The sequence below is a fragment of the Marinomonas sp. PE14-40 genome (genome assembly GCF_051623805.1).
GTDB lineage: Bacteria > Pseudomonadota > Gammaproteobacteria > Pseudomonadales > Marinomonadaceae > Marinomonas.
Map to the genome: position 1 here is coordinate 4,135,516 of NZ_CP130700.1, position 24,389 is coordinate 4,159,904.

23 protein-coding genes are annotated in these 24,389 nt (G+C 40.1%); 7 read left to right on the top strand and 16 right to left on the bottom strand.

Annotated elements, in window-relative coordinates; genetic code table 11:
- Positions 1–169: 169 nt before the first annotated feature.
- A complete protein-coding gene (locus tag Q0A08_RS19085) occupies positions 170–1,555 on the bottom strand; it encodes a ferredoxin reductase family protein (protein WP_438463051.1) in 1,386 nt (461 codons plus the stop codon).
- A 125-nt stretch (positions 1,556–1,680) separates the two neighbouring features.
- Between Q0A08_RS19085 and Q0A08_RS19090 the strand changes: the two genes are divergently transcribed.
- Positions 1,681–2,163 (top strand): AAA family ATPase, encoded by a 483-nt coding sequence (locus Q0A08_RS19090; protein ID WP_438463052.1) that lies wholly within the window; start codon positions 1,681–1,683, stop codon positions 2,161–2,163.
- 18 nt (positions 2,164–2,181) lie between these two features.
- Here Q0A08_RS19090 and Q0A08_RS19095 read toward each other — a convergent pair whose 3' ends face one another.
- Both Q0A08_RS19095 and Q0A08_RS19100 read right to left on the bottom strand, forming a co-directional pair.
- Positions 2,182–3,429, bottom strand: coding sequence for a protein kinase domain-containing protein (locus tag Q0A08_RS19095; protein ID WP_438463053.1), 1,248 nt, complete (start codon positions 3,427–3,429; stop codon positions 2,182–2,184).
- 93 nt (positions 3,430–3,522) lie between these two features.
- Positions 3,523–4,425 (bottom strand): LysR family transcriptional regulator, encoded by a 903-nt coding sequence (locus Q0A08_RS19100; protein ID WP_438463054.1) that lies wholly within the window; start codon positions 4,423–4,425, stop codon positions 3,523–3,525.
- Between the two features lie 120 nt (positions 4,426–4,545).
- Here Q0A08_RS19100 and Q0A08_RS19105 point away from each other — a divergent pair, with 120 nt between their 5' ends.
- Positions 4,546–4,758, top strand: coding sequence for a DUF2798 domain-containing protein (locus Q0A08_RS19105; protein ID WP_438463055.1), 213 nt, complete (start codon positions 4,546–4,548; stop codon positions 4,756–4,758).
- Positions 4,759–4,828: 70 nt separating this feature from the next.
- Here the strand turns inward: Q0A08_RS19105 and modF are convergent, their stop codons facing one another.
- The 3 genes from modF to Q0A08_RS19120 all read right to left on the bottom strand — a co-directional run bounded on the left by modF (position 4,829) and on the right by Q0A08_RS19120 (position 7,820).
- On the bottom strand, positions 4,829–6,265 hold the full coding sequence (gene modF, locus Q0A08_RS19110) for a molybdate ABC transporter ATP-binding protein ModF (RefSeq protein ID WP_438463056.1): 1,437 nt from the start codon (positions 6,263–6,265) through the stop codon (positions 4,829–4,831).
- Between the two features lie 281 nt (positions 6,266–6,546).
- Positions 6,547–7,011, bottom strand: a complete 465-nt coding sequence (locus Q0A08_RS19115) for a DUF4442 domain-containing protein (RefSeq protein ID WP_438463057.1) — start codon at positions 7,009–7,011, stop codon at positions 6,547–6,549.
- 203 nt (positions 7,012–7,214) lie between these two features.
- The gene (locus Q0A08_RS19120) at positions 7,215–7,820 is read right to left on the bottom strand and encodes a carboxymuconolactone decarboxylase family protein (protein ID WP_438463058.1); all 606 of its coding nucleotides are present in this window, start codon (positions 7,818–7,820) and stop codon (positions 7,215–7,217) included.
- An 866-nt stretch (positions 7,821–8,686) separates the two neighbouring features.
- Here Q0A08_RS19120 and Q0A08_RS19125 point away from each other — a divergent pair.
- On the top strand, positions 8,687–9,169 hold the full coding sequence (locus tag Q0A08_RS19125) for a carboxymuconolactone decarboxylase family protein (RefSeq protein ID WP_438463059.1): 483 nt from the start codon (positions 8,687–8,689) through the stop codon (positions 9,167–9,169).
- 274 nt (positions 9,170–9,443) lie between these two features.
- Here the strand turns inward: Q0A08_RS19125 and Q0A08_RS19130 are convergent, their stop codons facing one another.
- A complete protein-coding gene (locus Q0A08_RS19130; RefSeq protein ID WP_438463060.1) occupies positions 9,444–9,890 on the bottom strand; it encodes a YtoQ family protein in 447 nt (148 codons plus the stop codon).
- A gap of 290 nt (positions 9,891–10,180) precedes the next feature.
- Here Q0A08_RS19130 and Q0A08_RS19135 point away from each other — a divergent pair, with 290 nt between their 5' ends.
- Positions 10,181–10,474 (top strand): hypothetical protein, encoded by a 294-nt coding sequence (locus tag Q0A08_RS19135; protein WP_438463061.1) that lies wholly within the window; start codon positions 10,181–10,183, stop codon positions 10,472–10,474.
- 115 nt (positions 10,475–10,589) lie between these two features.
- On the opposite strand, the gene ilvC is transcribed toward Q0A08_RS19135, so the two are convergent.
- Positions 10,590–12,065, bottom strand: a complete 1,476-nt coding sequence (gene ilvC, locus Q0A08_RS19140) for a ketol-acid reductoisomerase (protein ID WP_438463062.1) — start codon at positions 12,063–12,065, stop codon at positions 10,590–10,592.
- 272 nt (positions 12,066–12,337) lie between these two features.
- Here ilvC and Q0A08_RS19145 point away from each other — a divergent pair, with 272 nt between their 5' ends.
- A complete protein-coding gene (locus Q0A08_RS19145; RefSeq protein ID WP_438463063.1) occupies positions 12,338–13,165 on the top strand; it encodes a ketol-acid reductoisomerase in 828 nt (275 codons plus the stop codon).
- 104 nt (positions 13,166–13,269) lie between these two features.
- Here Q0A08_RS19145 and Q0A08_RS19150 read toward each other — a convergent pair whose 3' ends face one another.
- Both Q0A08_RS19150 and Q0A08_RS19155 read right to left on the bottom strand, forming a co-directional pair.
- Positions 13,270–14,892 carry a methyl-accepting chemotaxis protein gene (locus Q0A08_RS19150; protein ID WP_438463064.1) on the bottom strand — a complete coding sequence of 541 codons (1,623 nt, stop codon included), beginning with the start codon at positions 14,890–14,892 and terminating at the stop codon, positions 13,270–13,272.
- 407 nt (positions 14,893–15,299) lie between these two features.
- A complete protein-coding gene (locus Q0A08_RS19155; protein ID WP_438463065.1) occupies positions 15,300–16,187 on the bottom strand; it encodes a LysR family transcriptional regulator in 888 nt (295 codons plus the stop codon).
- Between the two features lie 123 nt (positions 16,188–16,310).
- Between Q0A08_RS19155 and Q0A08_RS19160 the strand changes: the two genes are divergently transcribed.
- Complete coding sequence (locus Q0A08_RS19160; protein ID WP_438463066.1) at positions 16,311–16,979, top strand: glutathione S-transferase; 669 nt, start codon at positions 16,311–16,313, stop codon at positions 16,977–16,979.
- A 109-nt stretch (positions 16,980–17,088) separates the two neighbouring features.
- On the opposite strand, the gene Q0A08_RS19165 is transcribed toward Q0A08_RS19160, so the two are convergent.
- The 4 genes from Q0A08_RS19165 to purE all read right to left on the bottom strand — a co-directional run bounded on the left by Q0A08_RS19165 (position 17,089) and on the right by purE (position 21,007).
- Positions 17,089–18,342 (bottom strand): aromatic ring-hydroxylating oxygenase subunit alpha, encoded by a 1,254-nt coding sequence (locus Q0A08_RS19165; RefSeq protein WP_438463067.1) that lies wholly within the window; start codon positions 18,340–18,342, stop codon positions 17,089–17,091.
- A 371-nt stretch (positions 18,343–18,713) separates the two neighbouring features.
- Positions 18,714–19,187: an Lrp/AsnC family transcriptional regulator gene (locus Q0A08_RS19170; RefSeq protein ID WP_438463068.1), complete on the bottom strand. Its 474-nt coding sequence runs from the start codon at positions 19,185–19,187 to the stop codon at positions 18,714–18,716.
- Positions 19,188–19,448: 261 nt separating this feature from the next.
- On the bottom strand, positions 19,449–20,516 hold the full coding sequence (gene purK / locus Q0A08_RS19175) for a 5-(carboxyamino)imidazole ribonucleotide synthase (RefSeq protein ID WP_438463069.1): 1,068 nt from the start codon (positions 20,514–20,516) through the stop codon (positions 19,449–19,451).
- Positions 20,516–21,007 (bottom strand): 5-(carboxyamino)imidazole ribonucleotide mutase, encoded by a 492-nt coding sequence (gene purE / locus Q0A08_RS19180; RefSeq protein WP_438463070.1) that lies wholly within the window; start codon positions 21,005–21,007, stop codon positions 20,516–20,518. The genes purK and purE overlap by 1 nt, the downstream gene beginning before the upstream one ends.
- A gap of 314 nt (positions 21,008–21,321) precedes the next feature.
- On the opposite strand from purE, the gene Q0A08_RS19185 reads away from it, so the two are divergent.
- Positions 21,322–22,248 (top strand): hypothetical protein, encoded by a 927-nt coding sequence (locus Q0A08_RS19185; protein WP_438463071.1) that lies wholly within the window; start codon positions 21,322–21,324, stop codon positions 22,246–22,248.
- Between the two features lie 77 nt (positions 22,249–22,325).
- On the opposite strand, the gene Q0A08_RS19190 is transcribed toward Q0A08_RS19185, so the two are convergent.
- Positions 22,326–22,787, bottom strand: coding sequence for a methylglyoxal synthase (locus Q0A08_RS19190; protein ID WP_438463072.1), 462 nt, complete (start codon positions 22,785–22,787; stop codon positions 22,326–22,328).
- A 102-nt stretch (positions 22,788–22,889) separates the two neighbouring features.
- Complete coding sequence (pyk, locus tag Q0A08_RS19195; protein ID WP_438463073.1) at positions 22,890–24,335, bottom strand: pyruvate kinase; 1,446 nt, start codon at positions 24,333–24,335, stop codon at positions 22,890–22,892.
- Positions 24,336–24,389: the final 54 nt, after the last annotated feature.

The window sequence follows — 24,389 nt, forward strand, 5'->3', positions numbered from 1 at the left end:
TAACTTAGGTCAACGAAGCTATGAGGACTTATTCACTAAGTCAGGTGTCAAAGAATTGGTGTCATAGGGTGGATGTAAAAAAATCAGCCAAAGCAGGTTCTGCTTTGGCTGATGCTCTGTTAATAACTGAAGGGAGTATTAACAAAAGAGGTTGTTATTCATCCAAAAATTATTGTTGAGTGAAAGGCAATTTAGCCCAAGCTTGTTTAACTCTTGGGAAACGTGCGAGCAGAACTTTTAATATCCAGCTGATAATAGGGTTCAATCCGATACCAGAGCGAATTTCGAATACTTCATAATGGAAGTTACGACTCGGTACTGACTCGCTTTTAAACCAGTCTTGTAAGGTTTTTCTTAGCTTACTTGGACCGCAGAAAGAAATGGATGCTTTCTGAAGCTCGAAGCTAATACTTTCTTTAATGAGCTTAAGATTAATGCGTTTGCCTAGTGATGACTCACAGAGGTGCACATGAAAGCGTGAGCACTGAGTCGAAATTTGTTGTAACTCTTTTAGGTGAACTGCTTGTTCCTTGTTTGGAACGCAATAGAAAAGATGAGTCTCTTTATCGCTTGAATCTTGTTGCTCTGATAAAGCTTGAGCCATAGCAATAAAAGGCGTGATACCTATGCCTGCTGCAATCCAGATTTCATTACGTTTTCCTAGCTTCTTACCAAAATGGCCGTAAGCTTTACTGACATTAGCAGTCATGCCAACTTCTAAGTGCTTAGGCAGAGCTTTAGTGTAATCTCCTAAAGCCTTAATGCTGAATCTGAGGTTTCCCTCTTTGTTAGGCGCTTTACTAATCGTAAAAGGATGAATTTCTTTCAGTTTAGTGTGATCAAAAGAAATGAAAGAAAACTGGCCAGCCTGATGGCGAATGCCTTTTTGTATTGGTGCTAACTCGAAGCTAACTATGTCTCCTGTAAGCTCTTTATTGATCACCTTATATGGACGAGTGCCCTTTAAAGGATTCTGGCTTTTTGAGCCTCTGGCAAAGCCAGATGTCAGGGTGTAAAGATAAGATAGGATACCTAAACCACATATACTTAAAATATACAGACCAAGCGGAGATGTGAGGTCAAAGGGTTTTGGCATCCAAGCAAAGTGCAAAACAGATAAAACAAAGAGTACGCCAATAAATTTATGGGTAAACTTCCATAGTGCGTAAGGAATGAGAGTAATCACGGTAATTAGCAGTAAAATTTGTAGACCATCAAACCCAAGTCCACCTAAATCCTCTGCCAGTTCACCCATACTTGGGGAGCCTAGGCTTTTGATCTTAGCATCTATTTGGTCATGTAAAAAAATGACGGCGAGTGATCCAAGGCCTAGCCATTTGTGAAATACATAAGATTTGTCTAAGCCGCCAAATAAGCTTTCCACTAACTTAAAGCGAGTCGCTAAAATATAACAGTAGGACATACCTAATAATGCCACGAGTCCTAAATATTGACTGAAAGCCGCATCCATGGGCACACCAGAATAGCTTTGCATCACACCTAAACCGGGTATGATTAAGCAAGTTGTGATAAGGATGCATATAGCAATAAACATAGTTAATTTACCAAGACCATTATGAAATTCTCAACATCTTAAAGACGTAAGCTTAAGGTTATATTAAGGGATAGCGATTGAGCTTGCTTTTATGTTTACAGAAGTTTTACTTGAAGGCGGGACTTATGAAAAAAATTATAGTGTTTGGAAACTCTTCATCGGGCAAGTCGACCTTGGCAAAAAAGTTAAGTGTGATCGATAAATTGGCCCATTTAGATTTGGATACATTAGCTTGGCAAGAGGGAGGAGAAACACCTCAAAGACGCCCTCTCGATGAATCCAAAAAAATGATAGATACTTTTATAGAACAACATGATGAGTGGATAATTGAAGGTTGTTATAGCGACTTATTATCTTTGATTAGCCATGAAGCGAATCAAGCTTTCTTTTTGAATTTGCCTTTGAACGAGTGTATTGAAAACGCTAAAAATAGGCCTTGGGAACCCCATAAGTATGAGAGCAAGCAAGCTCAAGATAACAATCTAAACTTTTTGATTGAATGGATGAAAGCTTACGATACCCGTACAGATTGTTTTTCCAGAGTAGCTCATATGGCCTTATATGAATCATTTAAAGGCCAAAAGAGCATTTTGGTGAGTAACGATTAAGATTAAAGCTAGGAAGGTTTACTCTGTGATAAGGGACAGTTTATTTTTTAGCTGAAGGTAAGGCTGAGTGTCGCGATCCTGTGGTTGGCATAGGCTTAACATATCGTCGATAAAGTAGTTTAGTGCGCGTTTTTCTATCGCTTGGATACCAGATTGCTGGTAGTCCTCAAGCATCTGATATTTTGATGCGGCGCCAAAATCACCAAATAAGATATCGCTTTGATGATTGATAAGGACATTGTGAGCATAAAGGTCACCATGGCTAACTTTATGCTTAATTAGGTGATCTACTAAACTTTCTAATTGCTGCACTATGTGCTCAATCTGTTTAATACTAAAGCTTTGTCCCTGTGTGAATGTGTCTCGGGTGCAGGTTTTAAGGCTAGGTGGTTGGCCTAAATTTATATAGTCCGCAGGTATTAGCTCCATCACAAGGGCAGAGCAATCAACTTCTTTAATGTGTGCTAAGGGCTTCACAAGATTAGGGTGTAGCCCTGTAGATAAACAAGCATCTAATTCATCTTCAGGGTAGCCATCACTGGTGACTTCACCTTTAAACACTTTGATAGCAACGTCGATTGGAAGATTATTCTCATCAGAGCTGCTGGCTTTAGAAATAATACCAGAGGCCCCTTGCCCTAAAACTTCATGTAATTTAAAGCTATCTAAACTCATTTTCTGGATTTGAGAGTGAGTTTTATCCCCTTGGCAGAAAGGGTTGCCAGAGAAAGCCAACCAAGCCAATTTAGGTAAATCTAAGATTAAATCAGGGAATTCAGTGAGTTGGTTTGCGGATAAACGAATCAATCCGAGTTTATGACATGAGTGTATAGATTGCGGTAACTTAGTGAGCAGGTTTCCTGCCAACATAAGCTTTTCTAAGTTCACAAGCTGGCCTAATGACTCAGGTAACTCTGAGATTTTATTATCGGTCAAAATTAACCAGCGAGTCTTTAGTGGTAATGAGCTTGCTGGTACGTGTTCAATTTTATTCGATTTAAAGCCTATCATCTCAAGCTTTGGGCAAAGAGATAACATAGGAGGTAGGCAAGTGAATTGGTTATTTGAACAAAACAGAATCTTTAGATGCTTTAATCTATTTAGATCTTGGGGGAGTTCACTTAGTTGATTATTGGATAGGTCCAGTACTTCTAGGCTATCTGCAAGGTCAAAAATTTCACTGGGGAATTGGCTTAGGTTTTCACTTAGGTTTAAATGAACAGTCCCTTTTAGTTCACCATTTTTTAATTGCTCTAGAGTATGCACTTTAACTTCCCATTATAATTGTGGGCGCATAATAACAAGCTAGAGTCGTCGCGAATAGCGTCTCCTCCTCACGGATCTAAAAAAGTATTTTGTCTATTTTTCTAAGGTAAGTTCACTGAGTTTTAGCTGAATATAGTCTTGCATATATTTTTTAAGGCGCTTGGCTCTAGGGTTAAGTAAGCGCCCTGTTGACCAAACCGCATATAACTCTCTTTCTGGTCCTTTCCAGTTTTTTAATATTTGAACCATACGTCCCGATGCTAGATGGTCTCTTGCTTCATTAATGGGCAAAAGTGAAACACCAAGTCCATCACAGACAAAATGTGTTATCAGGCTGATATCGTTTGTCAGTGTGGATATTTTAGGATGATATACACAGCTTTTTCCTGTGCTAATTTGATTTAGTTGCCAGTTAGGTAAAGTATGGGTGGCAAGTAAGGTGTGCTCTTCTAAATCTTCTAATGTTTGGGGCTCACCTTTTTGCTCTAAATAGCTGGGCGCCGCAACAAATAGAGTAGACAGGCTTCCCAATTTTTTCTGATAAAGTTGTGAGTCATTTTGAGGGCCAACACGCAGAGCTATGTCAGCTTTAGCAGAGAGTAAATCTTCTCTTTGGTTGTTTAGTTGGAGTTCTAATCGAATATCTGGATATTGTTTGATAAAGGCTGACCACATGGGCTGTAAAAAACCTAATGAAATATTTGTAGGCGTGAATACCTTTAAACTGCCGAAGGTTTCTTGGCTCTCTATATCAAGGGCATTTTTAGAGGCTTCTAACTGTTCGAATAAAGGGGCATAGGTTTGATAATAGTTTTGTCCCTCTGGTGTTAAGACAAACTGTCTTGCTGAACGATGTACCAATTGGGTGCTGAGAGTTTGCTCAAGCTTCTGTAAGCGCCTAGTGATAGTGGCGGCAGACATGTTCAGCTTTATCGCGGCTTTTGCCAAACCTTGGTGCTGAACAATTTGGATAAAAAGGTTGAGGTCATCGTACATATGGGGCTCAGGTAATATTTATGATTTCAAATATGAAATTTGTAGTTCTAATTTTGTCTATATAAAACATTAATGCAAATAAATATACTTTAAGCCTGTTCAAATTGTTAGGAAAAAACAATGAAAGAGCGCTTAATCTTTACCCTAATTATGTCTTTTCAATTGTCATTATTAATGAGTTTTTGGGTGACTTGGTTCAATTTAGGCTGGACTGAAGTTTTTGTGTTTAGCTGGTTTAAAGCGTTTTCTTTTGCTTGGCCGTTAGCCATGGTGATCTCTTTTATGATTACCCCTTTGTCGCAAAAGTTGACATTAAAGTTATCGGCGAGATGAAAGTTATCGTGCCTTGTGGCTACTGGAGTGATAGAAGGAAGGCACAAGGTAATTGTACCTTCCTGAGAGACTAGCTCTGCTTTTTATCTAATTTAAGGTGTCTGTTGATACCTTTGATCTTGTCTTCAGCGTGGTGGTTGACGTAAATAACAGTGGTTTCACTGCCTGCGCAAATCTTTTCAATGAGAGCTAATACAAGTTGTCTATTGATATCATCTAAGCCAAGACAAGGTTCATCAAGAATTAGTAGAGGTGGGTGTTTAACCATGGCACGGGCAATCAAAATAAGTCTTTGATCACCATAGGATAACTGGTTAAAAGGCTGATCTGCCTTGTGGCTCATACCGAGAAGGGCTAACCATTTGTTGGCGATGTCTTTTTCCACATCACTACTTTTATTGTATAAACCAATACTGTCGTAAAAGCCTGAGATAATGACATTTCTGAGGCTAGTACCTACTCTGTACTCCCATTGCAAGGCGGTTGAAACATACCCTATATACTGTTTGATTTGCCAAATACTTTCGCCGTTGCCTCGTTTAAAGCCAAACACAAAGATATCATTCACATAACATTGAGGATGGTCGCCAGTAATGAGAGATAAGAGGGCCGTTTTACCACTGCCGTTAGGGCCACTTAATTGCCAATGTTCTTGTTGTTTTATACGCCAATCAATACCGTCGAGGATGGTGGTATCAGCGTATTTCACTTGAATTTTGTTTAGATCCACAAGAGGTTCTGTAGGATCTAAATTTTCTAATAGAGAAGCGCTGCTAGCGGGTGGAATGCTAAGTTCTGTCGTTTTTAAATGCATCAATTGATAAAGGTCGGCATAGGCCTCTTTATCTTGGGTGCTTACTTGGTGAGTGAGTTGAGCATTTTCGATATAGGCCACATGGCTGGTAAAGGCTGGAAACTCGTCAAAACGATTGAGCACCATGACAATTTGAATTTTATCTTTAATTTGATCTAGGTAACCTTGAAGCATTTCTAATGTATCTGCATCCAAACCGTCGAAAGGCTCATCTAAAACGAGTAAATCTGGCTCGCTTGCTAGAGCTCTAATTAACATGACCTTTCGGCTTTCTCCAGTAGAAAGCTTGCGAAACGCGCGATCAAGTAGGTAATCAAGTTTGAACTCATTAACTAAGCGTTCTACTAAAACAGGGTTTGTCGGCTTAGCTTGCTCTCCCTCCAATATTTCTCTAACTGGCGTACCAAGGGCAACGACATCCATGATGTCAGCATCATCTTTTTTTAGTTCTGCTGCAATCAGCTCAGCCTGTGCTTCAAATGAGACTATCGCAACTTTCTCTGGTAAACCTGATAGCTCACCTGAACGGATATCTCCGTAACCACATAAACTGGCTGCAAGTGCTGATTTTCCTGCTCCATTGCTTCCTGTAATAACCCAGTGTTGCTCTGGTTCTATCGTCCAGTTTATGGTGTTTAATGTAAAGTCATTGTCGAATTGAACAGATAGGTCGCGAGCTTTAATGGTGTACATTTATCTCTCTTTAATCAAAAAATTCAAATAACCTATTGTAGCCCGAAACCTACCAGTAACAGTTGTTGTATTTGTCTTAAATAACAGTCATTTCTTTTAGTAGACTCGGTTTGTTCAGGGTTTAATTCTATTGGTGTAAATTTGAGTACTTTAATTAAGGCGTACTAAATAACGACAATATTTATTATGTTTTATCTAAAAGCGACATCTCTATATTCTAAAATGCTTGTTCGATGCTATCTGCTTAATCAGGTAGCCGTTTGGTAGGGACGTTTTATTGGTTACTTTCTTTGCTTTTTTCGAATGTAGATTTCTTTTTTTACTTTAGCCACAAGTTCGCCAGATTCATCTCTAATATGCACCTCATATTCTGGTAAATACTTAGCGCCAGAATCTGTATTTTGTTTTATTTGATCTAGCATGGTTTGGCTAATATGAAAGCGACAAGACACTTTACCTTTTCCAGGTTTGATGAAGTCTATCTCAGCTTTGCTGTCCCAAACGAGATAATCCTTTCCTAGTATTTGCATTAACATCAGCATAAACCACGGGTCCGTCATCGCAAACAGACTGCCGCCAAAATGTGTGCCGACATAGTTCCTGTTGTACCAACGAAGTGACATATCAACTTGTAAGAGCTGAAAGTCACGACTAATTGAAGACACCTTAATTCCAGTAAAAAGATAAGGAGGATAGAGATTGATTAGATGGCGAAATAAAGTGCTTGGATGTATGAAGGGAACCATAAAACAATGATCTCTAGACTAAAGATGCAATATAGTGATCTGTTAAATTGCCTCAGATCAGGATGAGCTTTAATAGTGACGTGTTTGTTATCTAAGACAATAACAAGGGGAGTCATTATTGCAGGCAAATTGCTTCAGTCATGTCGATTAAGTTGCCCAATAGAGCTTACTTATCTCTATTGAGCTAGTCCTATTTAATTAAGCTATTGGTGATTCCAGTTATCTATATCGTCACCATCACTGGGTGATAGTCCAATAATATCGCCCTCTTTGTTAATGCCGAGTCCCAGAACCGTTCTATTGGCATAAGCAAAATAAGCTATGACTTGATTTATTTCGAGTATTTCACCCTCTTCTAAGCCTGACAACCTGAGCTCATTTATATCATCTTGTGTGATTGAAGAGGGCGCCTGAGTCAATGCCTTGGCATAATTCAATGCAGCTAAATCACGGCCTTGTAGCGTACTTGAAGGGGTGTGAGTTTCTAAAGAGTGACGTATTTTAGAGGCATGCTCTTCATCGCCAAGGAGTCTGGCCATACCAACATAGTGATGCTCTATGCAATATTCACAGTGATTTAATAAACTGACATAGACTCCTATCGCTTCTAATAGCCACTTAGGTAAGGTGTTGCGGGGGTGATGTATGACATTTTTATAGATAGCCATATGACCTTCCATGGTGTGAGGTCTTAAACTGTGAGCCATCATAATATTATCAACATTATTATCCGGCCCTTTAATACGTTCGTAGAGCTTTTTAACTTTGCCAGTAGCTTCTTCAAAGGAGAGGGTGGTTATCCAAGTCATAATTGTCTATCCGTATAAAATTGTGAGTAACTTCCCCATTTATAAACAGCATAATTAAGATGCTTTTATAGGCTGATATACATCAAAAATGTTGAAATTGGGGTAAGAAAAAAAAGCGCTAACTTAACGGGATATAGAAAAACTAAAAGATTATTTCAACTCGTTAGGCGAGCAGGATTGCGCGATAAGAGGGTTATCGCTGACGTTGTTGCAGGTGGTAGTTCTTCCAGACAGGGCGTGGAAGCGCTAAAGATGTGATTAAAAGAGTGACAAGTAACATTGTAATTGATTCTTCTCTTAAGGCTTCAGACCGTCTGAAGATAAAAATTTATAACATGGCTATACCTCTTGGTACAACGAGATTTTATCTAGATGGCTTCACTTTAAGTCACCTTATGACCTTCTTTTTCGCGTTTTTATACTTTTTGAGATAGGAATCACTTACGGTGATAATGGAATGTAATAGAAAAAAACAGCCATATATGACATATTTTTATACATTTTATCTTTTAGTTCTTGCTCTATGTGTAAGTTGAAAAATAAAAACTGAATGCTATGCTAATTTTATTGAAAAGAAGGGAAATCACGAATAATAAGATTAGCGTAATTACCCTGAGTTATATTAAGAAATAGTTTTCTAAATACTTTCGGTATTTTGACTATAATTTTACAGGTTGTTTGTAGATGTTACTCGCAAAAAGCTCAATGTCTGCTAGTTAGTTGATACAAAAATGGGCTGGTGGTAACGTATTTTTCTGCTAACTGAATTTTTTTAAATATTTGATTATGTAAATTAACGTAAATAGTACTAACTTTATATGGTTTCGTATTCATTTATTTAACTGAAGAATATGTTGAGGTAGAAAATGGAAGATCGAGTCAATTTAGGTAAAGCAAGTCCTGTTATGTATAAGTCTGTGGTGCAGCTCGATTGCATTGCAACTCAGTTCATCGAAGATGCGGGAATAGATGAGGGCTTTAGTCATCTATTAAAATTACGTGCTTCTCAAATCAATCAATGCGCTTTCTGTATCCGGTTGCACAGTAAAGATGCTTCAGATAGCGGTGAACCTATTGAACGAATTAGTCTAGTCTCCGCATGGAGGGAATCTCTTTATTTTGATAATAAAGAAAAGGCGGCCTTAGGGTTGCTAGAGTCCATCACATTAATTTCTCAAGGCCAAGTGCCTGATACTGTCTACAAAGCTGCTACCAAGGTATTAACAAAAGCACAAATTGCCGCAATAGAGTGGCTTAGTATTGTTATAAATACTTGGAACAGAGTTGCTATTTCTAGTCGTTACCCCGTTTTACCGGCTAACCCAGATCTTAATTTACAATTTACCTAGCATCATTGTTTAGCCAGAAGGCTTAAAGGTTTGCGTTATCAAATAAAGCGCTAAAAATAGCGAGAGACCATAAAGGACATATAAAATGTTAGCTTTAAAAAAGAGCTGGCATCAAATTATTATCAGGAGGTAAGGGAGGTTGTTGATCAATTTTAATATAGCCTAAGTATTTAAAGCCTTATGACTCCACCATTAGTCAGAATCTAGTTATCAGATATCTAGCATAAAAAAGGAAGCTTGGCTTCCTTTTTTATGGGTAGGTATTGCTATCAGCTTATGAAGGCTGGCAAATGTACTCCAGTATGCTGACAACTTGTTCTGGTGTTTCTGTGACCGCTAACGCTTGTGCATCCACTTCTTTGAGTGGGTGGGTTAACTCCGCAGAATGCATGGTAATTAAAGACTTACCCAGTGCAACGGCTGTGCCTGCATCAAATGCCGCATTCCATTGTTTGTACTTATCACCAAAACGTACCACAACAATGTCTGATTGTTTGATCATATTATTAATACGAATTGCATTAATCTTGACGGCTTTATGGTCTTTCCAGAAGGCTTTATCTTCTTCGCCTAAAATGACAGATCCCACTTCGTCACTTGATTCATGATGGCAGTTAGGGGCAAAAATGGTAACAGGAAGATTTTTTTCAGCGATGCCTTTTTTAATCTGATCACGCCAATCCGAGTGAATCTCACCGGATAAATAAACATTATATTGCATTTTTATCTCCTAGCTTAGAGCCTTTACAGCTCATCAATAATGGCTTCATTTTAGTGAAACTAGGTCTTAATTGGTATGTAATCATAACTCTTATCCCAAATCTCGATTTCATATAGTGGTTTAAAATCAAGATATGAAAGTTTTTGAGCGCTTTATGCTAGCGCTCTGAGTGGATTCTCATTTTGTTATTTGCTTGTGGTTTTTTGCCTTATGAGATGATAACTGTGAAAGTTGTTTTCTCTTTATAAGCAGATCCCTAGAATAGCGTTAAATTTAAAGACGAGTTTATTATGAATACTGACGTTATCATCTTTGCTTACTGCCTCTTGTTTGCAGCAGCATTCGGGCGTGTGATTTATATACGAAAAAAAATTATTGTGCCGACATTAAAAGAGTATGGCGCAGATTATCAGGAGTACTTTAGCCCTGTTAAGCAGAAAGAACAGTTGCAAGAATATAAAAATATATGTGCCACGCACCAACTAACGAATAAGTATTGGCGTTATATGGAGTTAAGTAGAAAGCTTCATTTCGTTTTGTTTATTGGCTGGATAGCCGTTGTGGCTATTTTCAATGAGCCCTGATGTCTAAGAGGGAATAAAATAGAAGAAAGACGAAGCGTGATTGATGCGAATTAATTTTTGCAAAAAAAAGCCAAGACCTAGGTCTTGGCTTTTTTAATCTACTTAAAGAAATCGATTAAACGATTTTCTTCATGTCAGCCATGTGGCCACGTAGCGTATCACCAATTGCTTCAACTGGGTGTGAACGAAGTGCTTTGTTTACTTCGATCAAACGAGCGTTATCAACACCCGTTTCGCTTGAGTCTAGACCACGACCAATTACGTCAGTCTTGATGTCTTTCATGAAGTCAGCAAGAAGAGGTAGGCAAGCGTGGTTATATAGGTAACAACCGTACTCTGCAGTATCAGAGATAGTTGCGTTCATTTCATAAAGTTTCTTACGCGCAATGGTGTTAGCGATAAGTGGTGTTTCGTGCAGTGACTCGTAGTAAGCAGAGTCAGCAACGATACCAGCAGCTGTCATAGTTTCGAAAGCAAGTTCAACACCCGCTTTAACCATAGCAACCATCAAGATGCCATTGTCGAAGAATTCTTGTTCAGTGATTTCAACATCGCCAGCTGGAGTCTTTTCAAAGTTAGTCTCAGCAGTCTCTGCACGCCAGCCTAGTAGGTTAACGTCATCATTAGCCCAATCTTCCATCATAACGCGAGAGAAAGTGCCGTTGATGATGTCATCTTGGTGCTTGTTGTATAGAGGGCGCATGATTACTTTCAACTCTTCAGAAAGATCAAATGCTTTGATCTTAGCTGGGTTAGAAAGACGGTCTAGCATGTTAGTTACGCCGCCATATTTAAGCGCTTCAGTTACAACTTCCCAACCGTATTGAACAAGTTTAGATGCGTAGCCTGCGTCAACACCTTCTTCAACCATTTTGTCGAAGCAAAGGATAGAACCTGTTTGCAACATACCACAAAGGATAGTTTGCTCACCCATAAGGTCAGATTTAACTTCAGCAATGAAAGAAGACATAAGAACGCCAGCTTTATGACCACCAGTACCAACAGCGTAAGCTTTTGCTAGTGCAAGGCCTTCACCTTTAGGATCGTTGTCTTCGTGAACAGCGATTAGTGTTGGAACACCAAAGCCACGTACATACTCGTTACGAACTTCAGAACCTGGGCACTTAGGTGCAACCATGATTACTGTTAGGTCATCACGAATTTGCATGCCTTCTTCAACAATGTTGAAGCCGTGAGAGTAAGAAAGGCAAGCGCCTTCTTTCATTAGAGGCATAACTGCTTTAACAACAGGTGTGTGTTGCTTATCTGGTGTTAGGTTAAGAACAACATCCGCTGTTGGGATAAGATCTTCATAAGTACCAACAACAAAACCGTTTTCAGAAGCATTTTTCCAAGACTGACGTTTTTCAGCAATTGCCGCAGGACGAAGAGCGTAAGCAACATCACAACCGCTATCACGTAGGTTAAGACCCTGTGCTAGACCTTGTGCGCCACAGCCGATAACGACCATTTTTTTGCCTTTAAGGGCTTCAACGCCGTCACCGAACTCGTCCATAGACATGAAACGACATTTTGCTAATTGCTCTAATTGCTCGCGTAGCGGCAAAGTATTGAAATAGTTGTTAGACATGAAACTATCCTAAAAATTTAAAAAATGGTAAATGTTTTGTGTTGGGGAAGATCACTTTTCCTCAATATGGGGCTCACTCTACAGAAAGCTTTGTCTTGTGTATATTGATATATTCTCATTATAGTGTTGCAATTATTGCAATACAAAGACGAACCAATTTTATCTGCTGAAACAGGTTAAGTATTGAATGAAATATGAAGCGCTTTCTCACGTAAGGAGGAATGTGATAACGTGCTAGATAGACAACTTAGACAGGAATACAGGAAGTGATCATGTCCAACCAATCTTTTAAATTCAAACTGCTATTAATTATTGCCAGCGTATCCTTAACGGCTTGTAGTCACCTTCAAACACAAAGTAATGCTGCAACTCAGGTGCAGCAAATCCCTCATTTTGAAAGCTACTCAGCTGCCATTATTGAACCTAAGCTAGTGCGCTCTTCTATCGTAATTGAGAAGCAATTGAATGATAGGCAAGGCGTACCTATGCCACCAGGGGAAGAAAGCGTCAAAATTGTCGCTGGCACCCAGCCCATTATTATTACCGCCCCTCATTCCGTTAGACCATTTCGCAATGGTAAATATCGCTTTTCAGATGGTGGCGCAACAGCCGCTTATGCTATTGCACTTGCTGAACTTGTTGGTGCACACGTTATCTATGCAAATTATGAAAATGGCACGGATCCAAATTACCAAGATGATAATGAATTCAAGCGGGAACTGGCTGGCCTAATAGAGCAGGTTAATCCAGTGTTAGTGCTAGATATTCATGGCAGTAATCCAATGCGTTCTTATGATCTTGATATAGGAACGATGAACGGCGACTCTTTGTTAGGGCAGGCAGGTCTAGTCACAGATCTGATTGATACCTTAGCGAAAGAAGGGATTTTTAATATTTCATACAATCGTTTTAGTGCCAGCAAACAACAAACAATCGCCAAATTCGCGAGTAAAAGAGGTGTGCCGACTTTACAGCTAGAGGTGAATGCGACTTATTTGATGCCAAGTGAAGGCCATATTGAAGCACAAAGGTATGCCATTTTATTACAGGCATTTAGCCGCTACATCTCCAACACTGTTCTGAGTAAACAAGGTGAATGAGGGCTTTGTTGAAATTAATGTGATGACTTTTATTTAGAGTGGGACAAGAGGCATAAAAAAGGCAGATGCGATGCATCTGCCTTTTTTATGATAGATCTTATTAATTAAGAGACTTTGAACTGTTTGATAAGGTCTTTCAGTTCGTGCGCTAACTGGTTTAGGTTTAAACTGGCTTCTTTGGTTTGCTCGGCCCCTATGTTTGTTTGCTTTGTCATCTCACTGATCTGATTAACATTCTGATAAATATCATCGGTCACGGCGCTTTGTTCTTCGGTAGAGCTGGCAATTAAAGAGTTTTGCTCGTTAATGTCGTGAATCGCGCTGTTAATACCCATCAAGATATCACTGGTTGTTTTTGCTTTATCCGTTGCTGTGCCTGCTGTTAATTGGCTTTGTTCCATGACAGATACCGCTTCTCTAGAATCTGTTTGTAGTTTCAAAATCATCTGATTAATCTCTTCAGTAGATGATTGTGTTTTACTGGCAAGGTTACGCACTTCGTCCGCAACAACAGCAAATCCACGACCTTGCTCACCGGCACGTGCGGCTTCTATTGCAGCATTTAAGGCGAGTAGGTTAGTTTGTTCGGCAATGCCTTGAATCACATCAAGAATGGAGCCAATTTCTTCACTATTCTTCTCTACCTGCGCAATCACCACGCCCGCTTCGCCAACATTTTTAGATAAAACACTGATTTCTTCAATCGTGTCTTGCATGGCTTCAAGGCCTTGTTGGGTACGACTATTAATATCAACGGTTGACTCTGATGCTGAGTTAGCATTATGAGCAACATCTTTAATGGATTGGCTCATTTGATGAGATGCAGTGGCCAGTAATTGTGTTTTATCTGACTGGTCTTTTACTGCTGCTGTGGTTTGTTCTGTAATTGCAGAGGTTTGCTGTGAGGTTGCCGAAAGTTGCAATACCACATCAGACACCTGATGTAAGCTATTCTGAAACTTACCTAACATATTGTTAATCGCATCAGCTGTTTGGGCAATTTCGGTTTTATTATTGATCGTCACTCTTGCTGTTAAGTCTGATTCTGTCTCGATACGCGTAATGCTGCTAGTTAGTGTATTGAGTGGGCGTAATATGTTGTTAAGCAAAACAATAGCAATTAAAACGCCAAACGAAACTGCAAAAGCAACAATGATTATGCCTGTTGTAATGGCGCTTTCGCGAGTTTGACCTGCTTTTTTACGATAAGCTTCAGCATTTTGGACTGAGAAGGCGATGATTCTTTCCAGCTCTTTATCAAGGTCGTGTAGTTTGTCTTCTGCTAAATCTATTTTGTTTTGGGCAGACTTTGTTGAAAGGTCTTTGATCGCAAGAATCTCTTCTTCCAACTGAATCCAGTCTTCGAAATGCTCAATACTGCTTTTAATTTGTCTTTGTGCTTCATTCCCCATTGCTCGTTCTTGAACCAGTTGGAGATCCTTCATGATGAGATCTTCTAAATGATAAATCTTGTCTTTTGATTCTTGTGTTTGAATCAATGCATGGCGATTCTTTTCAACGAGTAGCTCAAGTTGTGTTAATTCAACTTCTGCTGTTAATGAAGAACGCGTCACGGTGAAAGGGTGATCAAATACTTCTTCAGTCAAATGGCTTAGATTAGATATCTGGTAAAAGGAAAATGAGCCAAGAGCAATAACGATGGAAATAAGTAAAGCTAAGCCAAAAACAAGCTGTTGTTTGATTGTGAGTCGCTTCAAAATTGACATTATGATTCCTGTGATTGTTAGGGGGCCTAATAGGCGGTTTTAGACCGCAAAAATAGGAAGTTAATTTGTGGCGCTATTTTAGGTTATTTTTTCTTTGTTAGTACTTAAAATTGTAACTGCTTGATGTAAAAAAAGAATAAAGTACTCTAGATTACTCATCATAAAAGATGGAGAAAGCAGGAGTTTCTATCGATTTTTACCTTAATATTCCGCTTTTAGATTGATTTTCGATCAAAATAAAAGTGAATTTAGCTCACCTTAAAGAGGAGAATGTTATTTTTATTTAATGTAGTGGCTAAAAAACGCACATTAAACCTTTTGCAAAAGAAATGATCAAGGCTTTAAAACATGCAACCTATAAAAAATGAATGTTAGTATTTACTAATTTAAAGCAAGCACTTAGCGATCTAACTTAATTTTATTCTACTGATAAGCTTTTCTAAGCGCTTATTTATTAGAGGCGTTTCTAACGAAATAATATGGGATTGAAATAGATAAGGGGCACCTGCAACGGGTACTTTTACTAAACGACCTTGAGTGATCTCTTCGGACACAACACATTCAGGTAATAAGCCGATTCCCATCTTAGCGATCAAGCAACGTTTTATCACCTCTACATTAGAAAAACTCTGTCTAGGGGAGAGCGTTAACCCTGCTTTATAAAAGTGTTTATCAGCAGATTTTCGATAACTACAGGCCTCTTCTGTGGTGATAAGAGGGTATTGGTTTAGCTCTTCTAATGAGAGTTGTTTTTGAGTTGTTAAATATGCAGGGTGTGCCACATAAATAATTGGTTCATCAAGATGCAGGCTTGAAGACCATTCCTTTTGTATTTTGGTGAGATTAGAGACTTCTGTCATGATAAGGGCCGCATCAATGTCTGCTTGCTTTAATGCAGTTTCATAATCATAAGGTTCATGGATGAGTATAATTTCAAGCTCAGGTTCACTTACTTGTAAGGTTTCGATAATCGCTGGTAGTCGGTAAATACATAAGGAGCTCGGAGCGAAGAGCCTGATACTCCCTTTTAGACCTGTTTGATAGGTTTGAGCAAGCTGCTTTATTTGAAGTTCTTGGGCACAGAATGTCTGAAAGCTGGGTAATAAAGATTGTCCTGCCTGAGTTAGCTGAATGTTTCTCCCCTTCGTTTCAAATAGGTCGATCTCCAATTCAATTGCCAACTCTTTTAACTGAGCAGAAATACTTGATGGTGCTAAGTGTAGAACTTTCGAAGCCTGATTAATGCTGCCATATTGAATCACGGTTAACAGGCTACGTACTTGCTTAGGTGTCATGATAAGTGCCTATGTTTCGCTTTTTACGAACAGTATGTTCGGTATTATTCGCTTTTATGTGATGTTTTTTCAGCCTAGCATGAGACTTTACTTAATCACAAACTTAATAAAGAGGTTTGATAAATGGAATTGTTTATTGCTTATAAGAACTACTCTTCTTGGTCTTTAAGGCCTTGGTTGGCTATGAAGGTGGCAGGATTAGCCTTCGAAGAAACCATCTTTCCTTTTTATCACGATACATCATTAACAGATTTTGCTAAGCAAGAGGCGATACCTGCAAGTGTGCCTATTTTAAAAGTTGATAATCAAATAGTTTGGGATTCAATGGCAATTATGGAGGTATTAGCTGATACCTATCCTGAGGCAAATTTATGGCCTAAATCTAAGGGGTGGCGAGCACTCGCGCGTTCTGCCTCTGCCGAAATGCACTCTGGTTTTATGGGATTAAGAAGCCAGTTTCCGATGAATTGTCGTCGTCAAACTAAGGTGACTGCTAATGCAGAGAGTTTGAAGGACATTTCTCGATTAGCCGCTCTATGGAAAAAGTTTTATCAAGCGGATGAGGTGTTGTCGGCAAGTCGAAGTGAAGGGCCATTTTTGTGTGGTGCCTTTTCAATTGTTGATGCCATGTATGCGCCTGTTATGTGGCGTATTAGAAACTATGGACTATCTGTCAGTGATGAGTTTGATGCTTGGTCTGAGGCCATGTTTGCATTACCTGCTATGCAAGAATGGTTGCGAGCAGCACAAGAAGAAGAGTGGGAAATAGCGGCCTATGATGCGGTTGAATAAAATTTTTGGTTGAATAAAAAAACCGGAGCCATTCATAATAGTTCCGGTTTTTTCAATCTACTTAGTTGTTCTAGTCTTTTACTAAAGAGCTATGCCTACTAGGTGATTGTTATAGGTCTTTAGCAAGCTGATCTGCATACCAATCAATAAAGTTGATAACACCAAACTCGTAAGTTGGGTGATATGGACCAGGCTGATAGGCAATAGAATTGATGCCTTCTTGTGAGCGTTCAGCAAGGTCTCTGTCTTGTTGGTTAGTTTGATCCCAAACGTGACGCATACGCTCCACATCATAATCAACCCCTTCCACAGCATCTTTGTGAACAATCCATTTTGTTGTTACTAAGGTCTTTTGTGGCCCTAAAGGCAATACTCTAAAGGTAATCAGGTGGTCACCTTGGAAGTGGTTCCAAGAGTTAGGTAGGTGCAAGAAACGCATTGCGCCCATATCTTCATCTGGAATATTACCAAGTAGTTTGCTACAAGCACGTTTGCCGTCCATTGTCATAGACACCACGCCGTTTAGTAATGGCATACGGACGATACGGTTTCTTAGGCCTTCTTCAATGTGCTTATAAGGAACACCAAGCTTTTCCCATTTTGCTTCTTTTTCTGCACATAAGGCTTTAAATTCATCAGTCGCTCTTGGGTCTGTGGTGTCATCAAACTCAATCAAAGAGTTTAATAGTTCAGGGTGAGAACCATTACAGTGGTAACACTCACGGTTATTTTCTACAACTAACTTCCAGTTAGCGTCTTCCATGATATGGCTTTCAACTGCAACCTTGGCATTCTCTAAGTCATGGATGCCAATGTGTGCTTGCGCTTTTTCCGCAAATGCGCCAAATGGTTCTGGGTCTTCTGCCAAGCTAACAAAAATATAACCTTGTAGAACTTCGACTGAAATTGGGTGTAGGCTGAATTCTTTTTTCTCAAACCCTTCTGTTTGCTCCATAGAGTTAGCAAAAAGAAGTTGGCCATCAAGTTCATATGTCCACTGGTGGTATGGGCAAACGAGTTTAGCGACTTTACCAGCATCCCCAAGAACTACCTTGTGGCCACGGTGACGGCAAGTGTTGTGATAGCCCTGAATTTTGCCTTCTTTATCGCGCACCAAGAAAATAGGGTTTTGACCTATTTCCAAGGTCATATAGTTACCTGTTTTAGGAATTTCACATGTCAGGCCAGCAAAAATCCAGCTTTTACAGAATATTTCGGACATGTCTAAGTCGAAAATCTCCTGAGAATTATAGAAGGGGGCTTCTAAACTGTAATTCGGTTTACGAGTTTCGATTAACGCCTTTACGTCTTCTCGAGAGAGGGAAGGGTTAGTGATGTCTGTTAGTTTTATTGTGTTACCCATTGCGACTTCCTCATTAAATATAGGGGCCTGAATGACTTAGAGTTCAAGCAAAATTAAAGGTGTAAAGCGTCGTCGCCTTCTCTCGATTATAGTAATTATTTGTATATTGACACGTTTGTTTTTGAGTCAATTGGTTGCTTTAAAAGCGTGTGTGCGACTGCGTGAATTCTCGCTTTGAGTGGTTTTTATGGGAATGTTCAAAAACGACGTAAATTTATCTGTTTTAACCTGTAGAGGTCGTTTTTAGTCGCAAGTGACGCTATGTCGAAATAATCAAAAAAAGAGCTGTAAAAATAGTCTTCAATGAGGGTTTGCTAAGAAGGAATAATCGCCATACACCAAGTTTGGATTATGGCGAATATAAATGTTCGCTACGCAGGGAGAGGAAGCACAGTTTGATGTTTGATTTGATCAAGTATAACGGTTGATTTTACTTGGCTAACACCAGAAAGAGAGACAAGTTTATCCATCATGAAATCTGAAAAACTTTTAAGATCAGCACTGACTACTCTTAATAGATAATCTGTATCACCTGTCACAGAGTAACACTCTAAAATATTATCTATTTTATTGACTTCGTTTTGGAAGGCCATGGCGGTTTTATCACCTTTTTTGTCTAAGGTGACATTCACAAAGGCCATAACATTAAAGCCAAGACTACTAGGGTTTAAGTGAGTAATATAATTTTCTATCAATCCGCTTTGTTCAAGACGCTGTAATCGTCTAGAGCACTGGGATGGGGATAAGCTGACTGTTTCTGATAAGGCGACATTTGATAGACGTGCGTTCTTTTGCAGCGCCTTTAAAAGTCTCCAATCATAATGGTCAAGTTCTATAGCTTGCATGTACTCTCCTAAACTAACATCTTAGAGATATTGAGCAAAGTGACTGTCTTCGCTTTGTAATCAATAAGTTATTCCATTATTTTTGATTCTACTGGTTTAGTGTAAAAGATAAAGACCAATAGCGTCCTATAGTGAAAAAGTTATTCTCTTTACGGCGAACTTACAATTGCCTACCAAGCTTATACCTGCTTGGTAGGGCGAAAGAAGGGAGCACGTTATTAATGTATATTATACATTACTAATTAATGTGTCCCAACCTCATTACTTTGACAAATGCTCTGTTAACCAAGCTAAAGCCTGATCATAGGGTGCAGGTAAGTCTTCAAGCTCTGTTAGTGCTTTTATAAGAGCTGTGTTATCACCACTACAGAAGTTTAAATGGCCCACTTTACGGCCCACTCGTACTTCCTTCTTATACCAATATAGCTCTAAACCTGAGATTGCCAACCAATTATAGTTAACGGGCACGCCAATTAGATTGACCATCATGCTTTGGTTTTTAATCTGAGCTTGAGCAAGTGGTAAGCCTGCTACCGCACGCATATGATTTTCAAACTGGTCAGTACTTGCGCCTGCTTGAGTCCAGTGACCACTGTTATGCACCCTAGGGGCTAGCTCATTTATCATCAGCTGATCACCAACACGGAAACACTCCATTGCCATCACACCCACATAGTCTAAGTCGTTCATTAACTTAGCTAACATGCCTTCTGCTTTAGCTTGTAGCTCAACTAAGCGCTTTAAAGGTGCGATAGAGGCATAAAGAATGCCGTCAATGTGAAGGTTTAGAGTCAAAGGATAGAAAAAAGTTTCACCAGATTTGCCTCTTACGCCGACAAGAGATACCTCTTCATCAAACTTAATGCCTTGCTCAGCAATGGCACAGCCTTTCCAATCACTTGGAACAGGGCTAGGTTGAGACGATTTTAGCCAATGTTGGCCTTTACCATCATAACCACCACGGCGTTGTTTTAATAAAACGCGCTCACCTAAATCTTGGTGTAGTTGCTCTGCACTGGTTTCTTCCGTGACCGGGAACCAAGGCGCAGTAGCAAGCTCAAGTTTGTCGAGTAATTGCTTTTGCGTTAAACGGTCTGCAAGCTGAGGAAAAGTTTGCAAATTAACAAAATTAGCATGTGTTGCTAACTGGTTAGTTGCTGGTGTGCTAGGCCATTCTTCTCTCTCCGCGGTAACAATGTCGTCGGCCGCTAAGTTAAGCTGTGCTTGGCTTTCAATATCAACAGCTTCAACGTCTAACCCAAGCGGGTTGGCAGCTTGTTTCAGCATAGCGCCTAGTTGACCAGCACCTAATACCCATATCTTAGACATTAGGCCTCCCTAGGATCTGGATTAGCAAGTACTGTTTCTGTTTGCTCTGCACGGAAAGCTTGAATGCGAGCAGTAAGCTCTGGATCTGTAATGGCTAAAATTTGGCAAGCTAGAAGGCCTGCGTTAAATGCGCCTGCTGTACCGATAGCCAAAGTGCCCACTGCGACGCCTTTAGGCATTTGAGCGATAGATAATAAGCTATCCATGCCACTGAGTGCTTTGCTTTGTACTGGTACGCCTAAAACAGGTAGGTGAGTGTGTGCTGCTACCATGCCAGGTAAATGTGCTGCACCGCCTGCACCGCCGATAATAACTTGAATACCTTTGTCTGCTGCTTGTTCAGAGAATTCTGCCAGTTTTACTGGTGTTCTATGGGCTGAGACAACTTCCACATGATATGGGACCTGAAGCTGGTCCATGATTTGAGCGGCGCCTTCCATAGTAGGCCAGTCACTTTTTGATCCCATGATGAGGGCAACTTTAGCTTGCAAAGTAATTCTCCTATAGCACGTTTCCAACCTGGTGGGGGTTCTATTCACTGAGTCGAAACGTTTATATGTGATAGATAGATTGTTCGGTCGAGCTGTTTTACGCCTAAAAAGCAGTGAATGCCGGCTGCTGCTCAGGTGTAAGGATATTGCGGCGCTAATATAGCCGATTATGGGCTTGTGGGCGAGAGAAACAGGGAGTTTAAGTCTGATTCATAAAAAAATTAAATATCATTAAAATGAATGTTGAATATTTATTTTATTGATGTTTATATTTTGCAAATAGAATTAATAACTTAGCAAAAGCGTAGGGCGAAATGACAACACAGAACTATTTTCGATCATTAGATAAATATCGTGCATATGAGGATGTAATTCACGATCTATTGGCCTCCATATTAACTAGCTTAGATAGTGAAGCCTTGTTAAATGAACCCAAGTCTCAAGCTGAAACCATTTCTCAGTTGAGTCGTGCTTATCCCTTTGTGGAGCTAATTTATTGTCTGGATGCGAATGGTATTCAGCAACAAGAGACGGTTTATAGCCCAATGGTGAGTGCAAGAGGGCGACGCTCTTTTAGTAAGGGCAGTGACCGTAGTCGACGGCCTTACTTTTTAGCCGCCCAAGAAAGCCAAAGTAAAGTAGTAGTGACTCAGCCTTATTTGTCTTCAGCGACACATCAGTTGGCGCTTTCTTCTGTACAGCATGTCATTTCGGCTGATGGTAAAGATATGGGTTATCTAGTGGTCAATTTCAGCCTGATGCGGCTGTTGTCCTATTTATTAGGAGACGGGCTTAGAAATCGGATGCACCCTCTTTTTCAGGCTATTTATAGTTTGATTGGTGGCTCTTTGATTCTGGTGTCTCTATGGCTTTTAGTTGCTGCTTTCATGTCATTAGTGAAAGGGTTTTCTTTGCTGGAGGATACGACGGGCAACTCATTTAGTGTAGTGGTTATGATTACCTTAGGTTTGGCTATTTTTGACCTAGGTAAAACCATATTAGAAGAGGAAGTGCTGGTGAGTAAGGATATTAACCACTATAACTCCACCAGACGGACCATAATGCGCTTTATGTCGGCGATTATCATTGCGGTATCGATTGAAGCGCTCTTACTTATGTTTAAGTCTGTGCTGAATCCTGCTAATGGGCAGCTGATGAATGGGGTGTGGATGCTATTCTCTGGTGTGGGCTTACTTGCTGGTTTAGGAGTGTACTTAAAACTGAGCCGTGATAGTGAATAGGTAGTAAATAGAGTCAATGACAGCTAGTCATTGACTCTATTTACTATTAGCTAGGTAAAGTTAAAAACCATCAAAAGCTAATCATCAATTCGAGCAGCAAGATAAGCGTCGTAATCAGGTACGGCTCTTTCATATTCACTCGCTAACAATGGTGAAGAGATCAAAAAGTTAGCTGAACTCACGCTGCAGGCAATTGGAATATTCCATACCGCAGCAACCCTAAGCAGTGCCTTGATATCTGGGTCATGTGGCATAGGTTCAAAGGGGTCCCAGAAGAAGATAAGCACGTCGATTTTACCTTCTGCAATCATGCCGCCAAGCTGTTGATCGCCCCCAAGAGGGCCGCTGATTAAAGGAGTAACCGAAACTCCAAGCTGCTTGTGGAGTAGGTTTCCTGTAGTGCCTGTGGCTAATAGTTTATGGCTAACCAGCTTCTCTTTATGGATGTCAGCCCACTCAATTAATTCTGCCTTCATATTGTCATGGGCAACTAGGGCAATGTTTTTAATCGCACTAGTAGTCGCTTGTTTCTTTTGCATCTTTATTCTCCAAACACAGCAGGTTTCCGCTCTTAAAAGCAAAATAGCCCAGTTTGTTACCAAACTGGGCTATTTATCATAACAACTAACGTCGTCTTGTGCTTAGTGAACGTCTCCAATGCGAACAATCTTCATCGCATTTGTTGTTCCAAAGCTTACTAGGTGGTCGCCTTTGGTGAGGATCACTAGATCACCATCTTTCACTAAACCTTGCGCCTTAAGAGCATCAACCAAACCTTGGTTTAGGTTGTCACGATTGTATTCCTTAGAAGGGAAAGCAATCGGTGTTACACCACGATAAAGTGCTACACGGTTAAGGGCTTCTTGATTTGGAGAAAGCGCATAGATAGGCAAGCCAGAGCTAATGCGAGACATTAATAGTGGTGTTGTGCCAGATTCGGTCAAACTGATGATAGCAGACACACCTTCAAGGTGGTTAGCTGCATACATAGCAGACATAGCAATGGTTTCATCTATGCTAGTGAAAGTGACATCTAAACGGTGCTTAGAGCGGTTGATTGCAGGTTGCTTCTCAGCCCCTTTACAAACACGCACCATGGTTTGAATAACTTCTTCAGGGTAGTCGCCTGCTGCTGTTTCAGCAGAAAGCATAACCGCATCAGTACCATCAAGTACGGCGTTAGCAACATCAAATACTTCCGCACGAGTTGGCATAGCACTTGTGATCATGGTTTCCATCATTTGCGTCGCTGTGATCACTGGGCGGTTCAATTGACGGCAACGCTTGATCATGTGTTTTTGTACACCGATCAACTCAGCATCACCGATTTCTACACCTAGGTCACCACGAGCAACCATAACAGCGTCAGATGCTAGGATAATAGCGTCTAGTGTTTCGTTATCTGCAACGGCTTCAGCGCGCTCAACTTTTGATACTATACCGGTTTCAAGACCCGCAGCGAGTGCTAGGCTACGTGCTTCTTCGATATCTTCTGCACTACGAGGAAAGGAAACGGCTAGATAATCTGCCTTAAGTGCCGCTGCTGTTTTGATATCTTCTTTGTCTTTATCTGTCAGTGCCGCAGCAGAGAGGCCGCCACCTTGACGGTTAATGCCTTTATTGTTTGATAATGGACCGCCGACAATGACTTTGGTAATGACTTCTTGGCCTTTAACTTCCAGTACTTCAAGTACTACGCGACCGTCATCCAATAGCAAAATGTTGCCTGGTTCTGAGTCTGTCGCAAGTTGTGGGTAATCAATACCAACACGGGTTTCATCACCGTTATTCTTATCAAAACCTACATCTAGTACAAAAGTGTCACCATCTTTAAGGCTTACTTTAGTGTTTTTAAAGCGGGCAATACGAATTTTAGGGCCTTGAAGGTCACCTAGAATAGCTACGTGTTTGCCGTTTTTAGCCGCCATTTCACGGACGATATTGGCACGATTAATATGATCTTCAGGTTGACCGTGAGAAAAGTTAAGGCGGAAAACATTTGCGCCCGCATTAATCAGCTTCTCAATCATTTCTGGAGAGCTAGAAGCTGGACCTAATGTTGCGACAATTTTTGTTCTACGAGTCATATTAATATTACCAAGATAAAAAATTAGAAGAGGGGATTATAAGATAGGGAAAGG

Coding starts and splice junctions, on each gene's coding strand:
- Q0A08_RS19100 (WP_438463054.1), bottom strand. CDS start 4,425: ATGTACGATGACCTCAACCTTTTTATCCAAATTGTTCAGCACCAAGGT.
- Q0A08_RS19185 (WP_438463071.1), top strand. CDS start 21,322: ATGACAACACAGAACTATTTTCGATCATTAGATAAATATCGTGCATAT.
- Q0A08_RS19130 (WP_438463060.1), bottom strand. CDS start 9,890: ATGCAATATAATGTTTATTTATCCGGTGAGATTCACTCGGATTGGCGT.
- Q0A08_RS19165 (WP_438463067.1), bottom strand. CDS start 18,342: ATGGGTAACACAATAAAACTAACAGACATCACTAACCCTTCCCTCTCT.
- Q0A08_RS19135 (WP_438463061.1), top strand. CDS start 10,181: ATGAATACTGACGTTATCATCTTTGCTTACTGCCTCTTGTTTGCAGCA.
- Q0A08_RS19150 (WP_438463064.1), bottom strand. CDS start 14,892: ATGTCAATTTTGAAGCGACTCACAATCAAACAACAGCTTGTTTTTGGC.
- modF (WP_438463056.1), bottom strand. CDS start 6,265: ATGTACACCATTAAAGCTCGCGACCTATCTGTTCAATTCGACAATGAC.
- Q0A08_RS19090 (WP_438463052.1), top strand. CDS start 1,681: ATGAAAAAAATTATAGTGTTTGGAAACTCTTCATCGGGCAAGTCGACC.
- Q0A08_RS19145 (WP_438463063.1), top strand. CDS start 12,338: ATGTCCAACCAATCTTTTAAATTCAAACTGCTATTAATTATTGCCAGC.
- ilvC (WP_438463062.1), bottom strand. CDS start 12,065: ATGTCTAACAACTATTTCAATACTTTGCCGCTACGCGAGCAATTAGAG.
- Q0A08_RS19155 (WP_438463065.1), bottom strand. CDS start 16,187: ATGACACCTAAGCAAGTACGTAGCCTGTTAACCGTGATTCAATATGGC.
- Q0A08_RS19125 (WP_438463059.1), top strand. CDS start 8,687: ATGGAAGATCGAGTCAATTTAGGTAAAGCAAGTCCTGTTATGTATAAG.
- Q0A08_RS19190 (WP_438463072.1), bottom strand. CDS start 22,787: ATGCAAAAGAAACAAGCGACTACTAGTGCGATTAAAAACATTGCCCTA.
- Q0A08_RS19085 (WP_438463051.1), bottom strand. CDS start 1,555: ATGTTTATTGCTATATGCATCCTTATCACAACTTGCTTAATCATACCC.
- purK (WP_438463069.1), bottom strand. CDS start 20,516: ATGTCTAAGATATGGGTATTAGGTGCTGGTCAACTAGGCGCTATGCTG.
- Q0A08_RS19160 (WP_438463066.1), top strand. CDS start 16,311: ATGGAATTGTTTATTGCTTATAAGAACTACTCTTCTTGGTCTTTAAGG.
- Q0A08_RS19105 (WP_438463055.1), top strand. CDS start 4,546: ATGAAAGAGCGCTTAATCTTTACCCTAATTATGTCTTTTCAATTGTCA.
- pyk (WP_438463073.1), bottom strand. CDS start 24,335: ATGACTCGTAGAACAAAAATTGTCGCAACATTAGGTCCAGCTTCTAGC.
- Q0A08_RS19170 (WP_438463068.1), bottom strand. CDS start 19,187: ATGCAAGCTATAGAACTTGACCATTATGATTGGAGACTTTTAAAGGCG.
- Q0A08_RS19115 (WP_438463057.1), bottom strand. CDS start 7,011: ATGGTTCCCTTCATACATCCAAGCACTTTATTTCGCCATCTAATCAAT.
- Q0A08_RS19120 (WP_438463058.1), bottom strand. CDS start 7,820: ATGACTTGGATAACCACCCTCTCCTTTGAAGAAGCTACTGGCAAAGTT.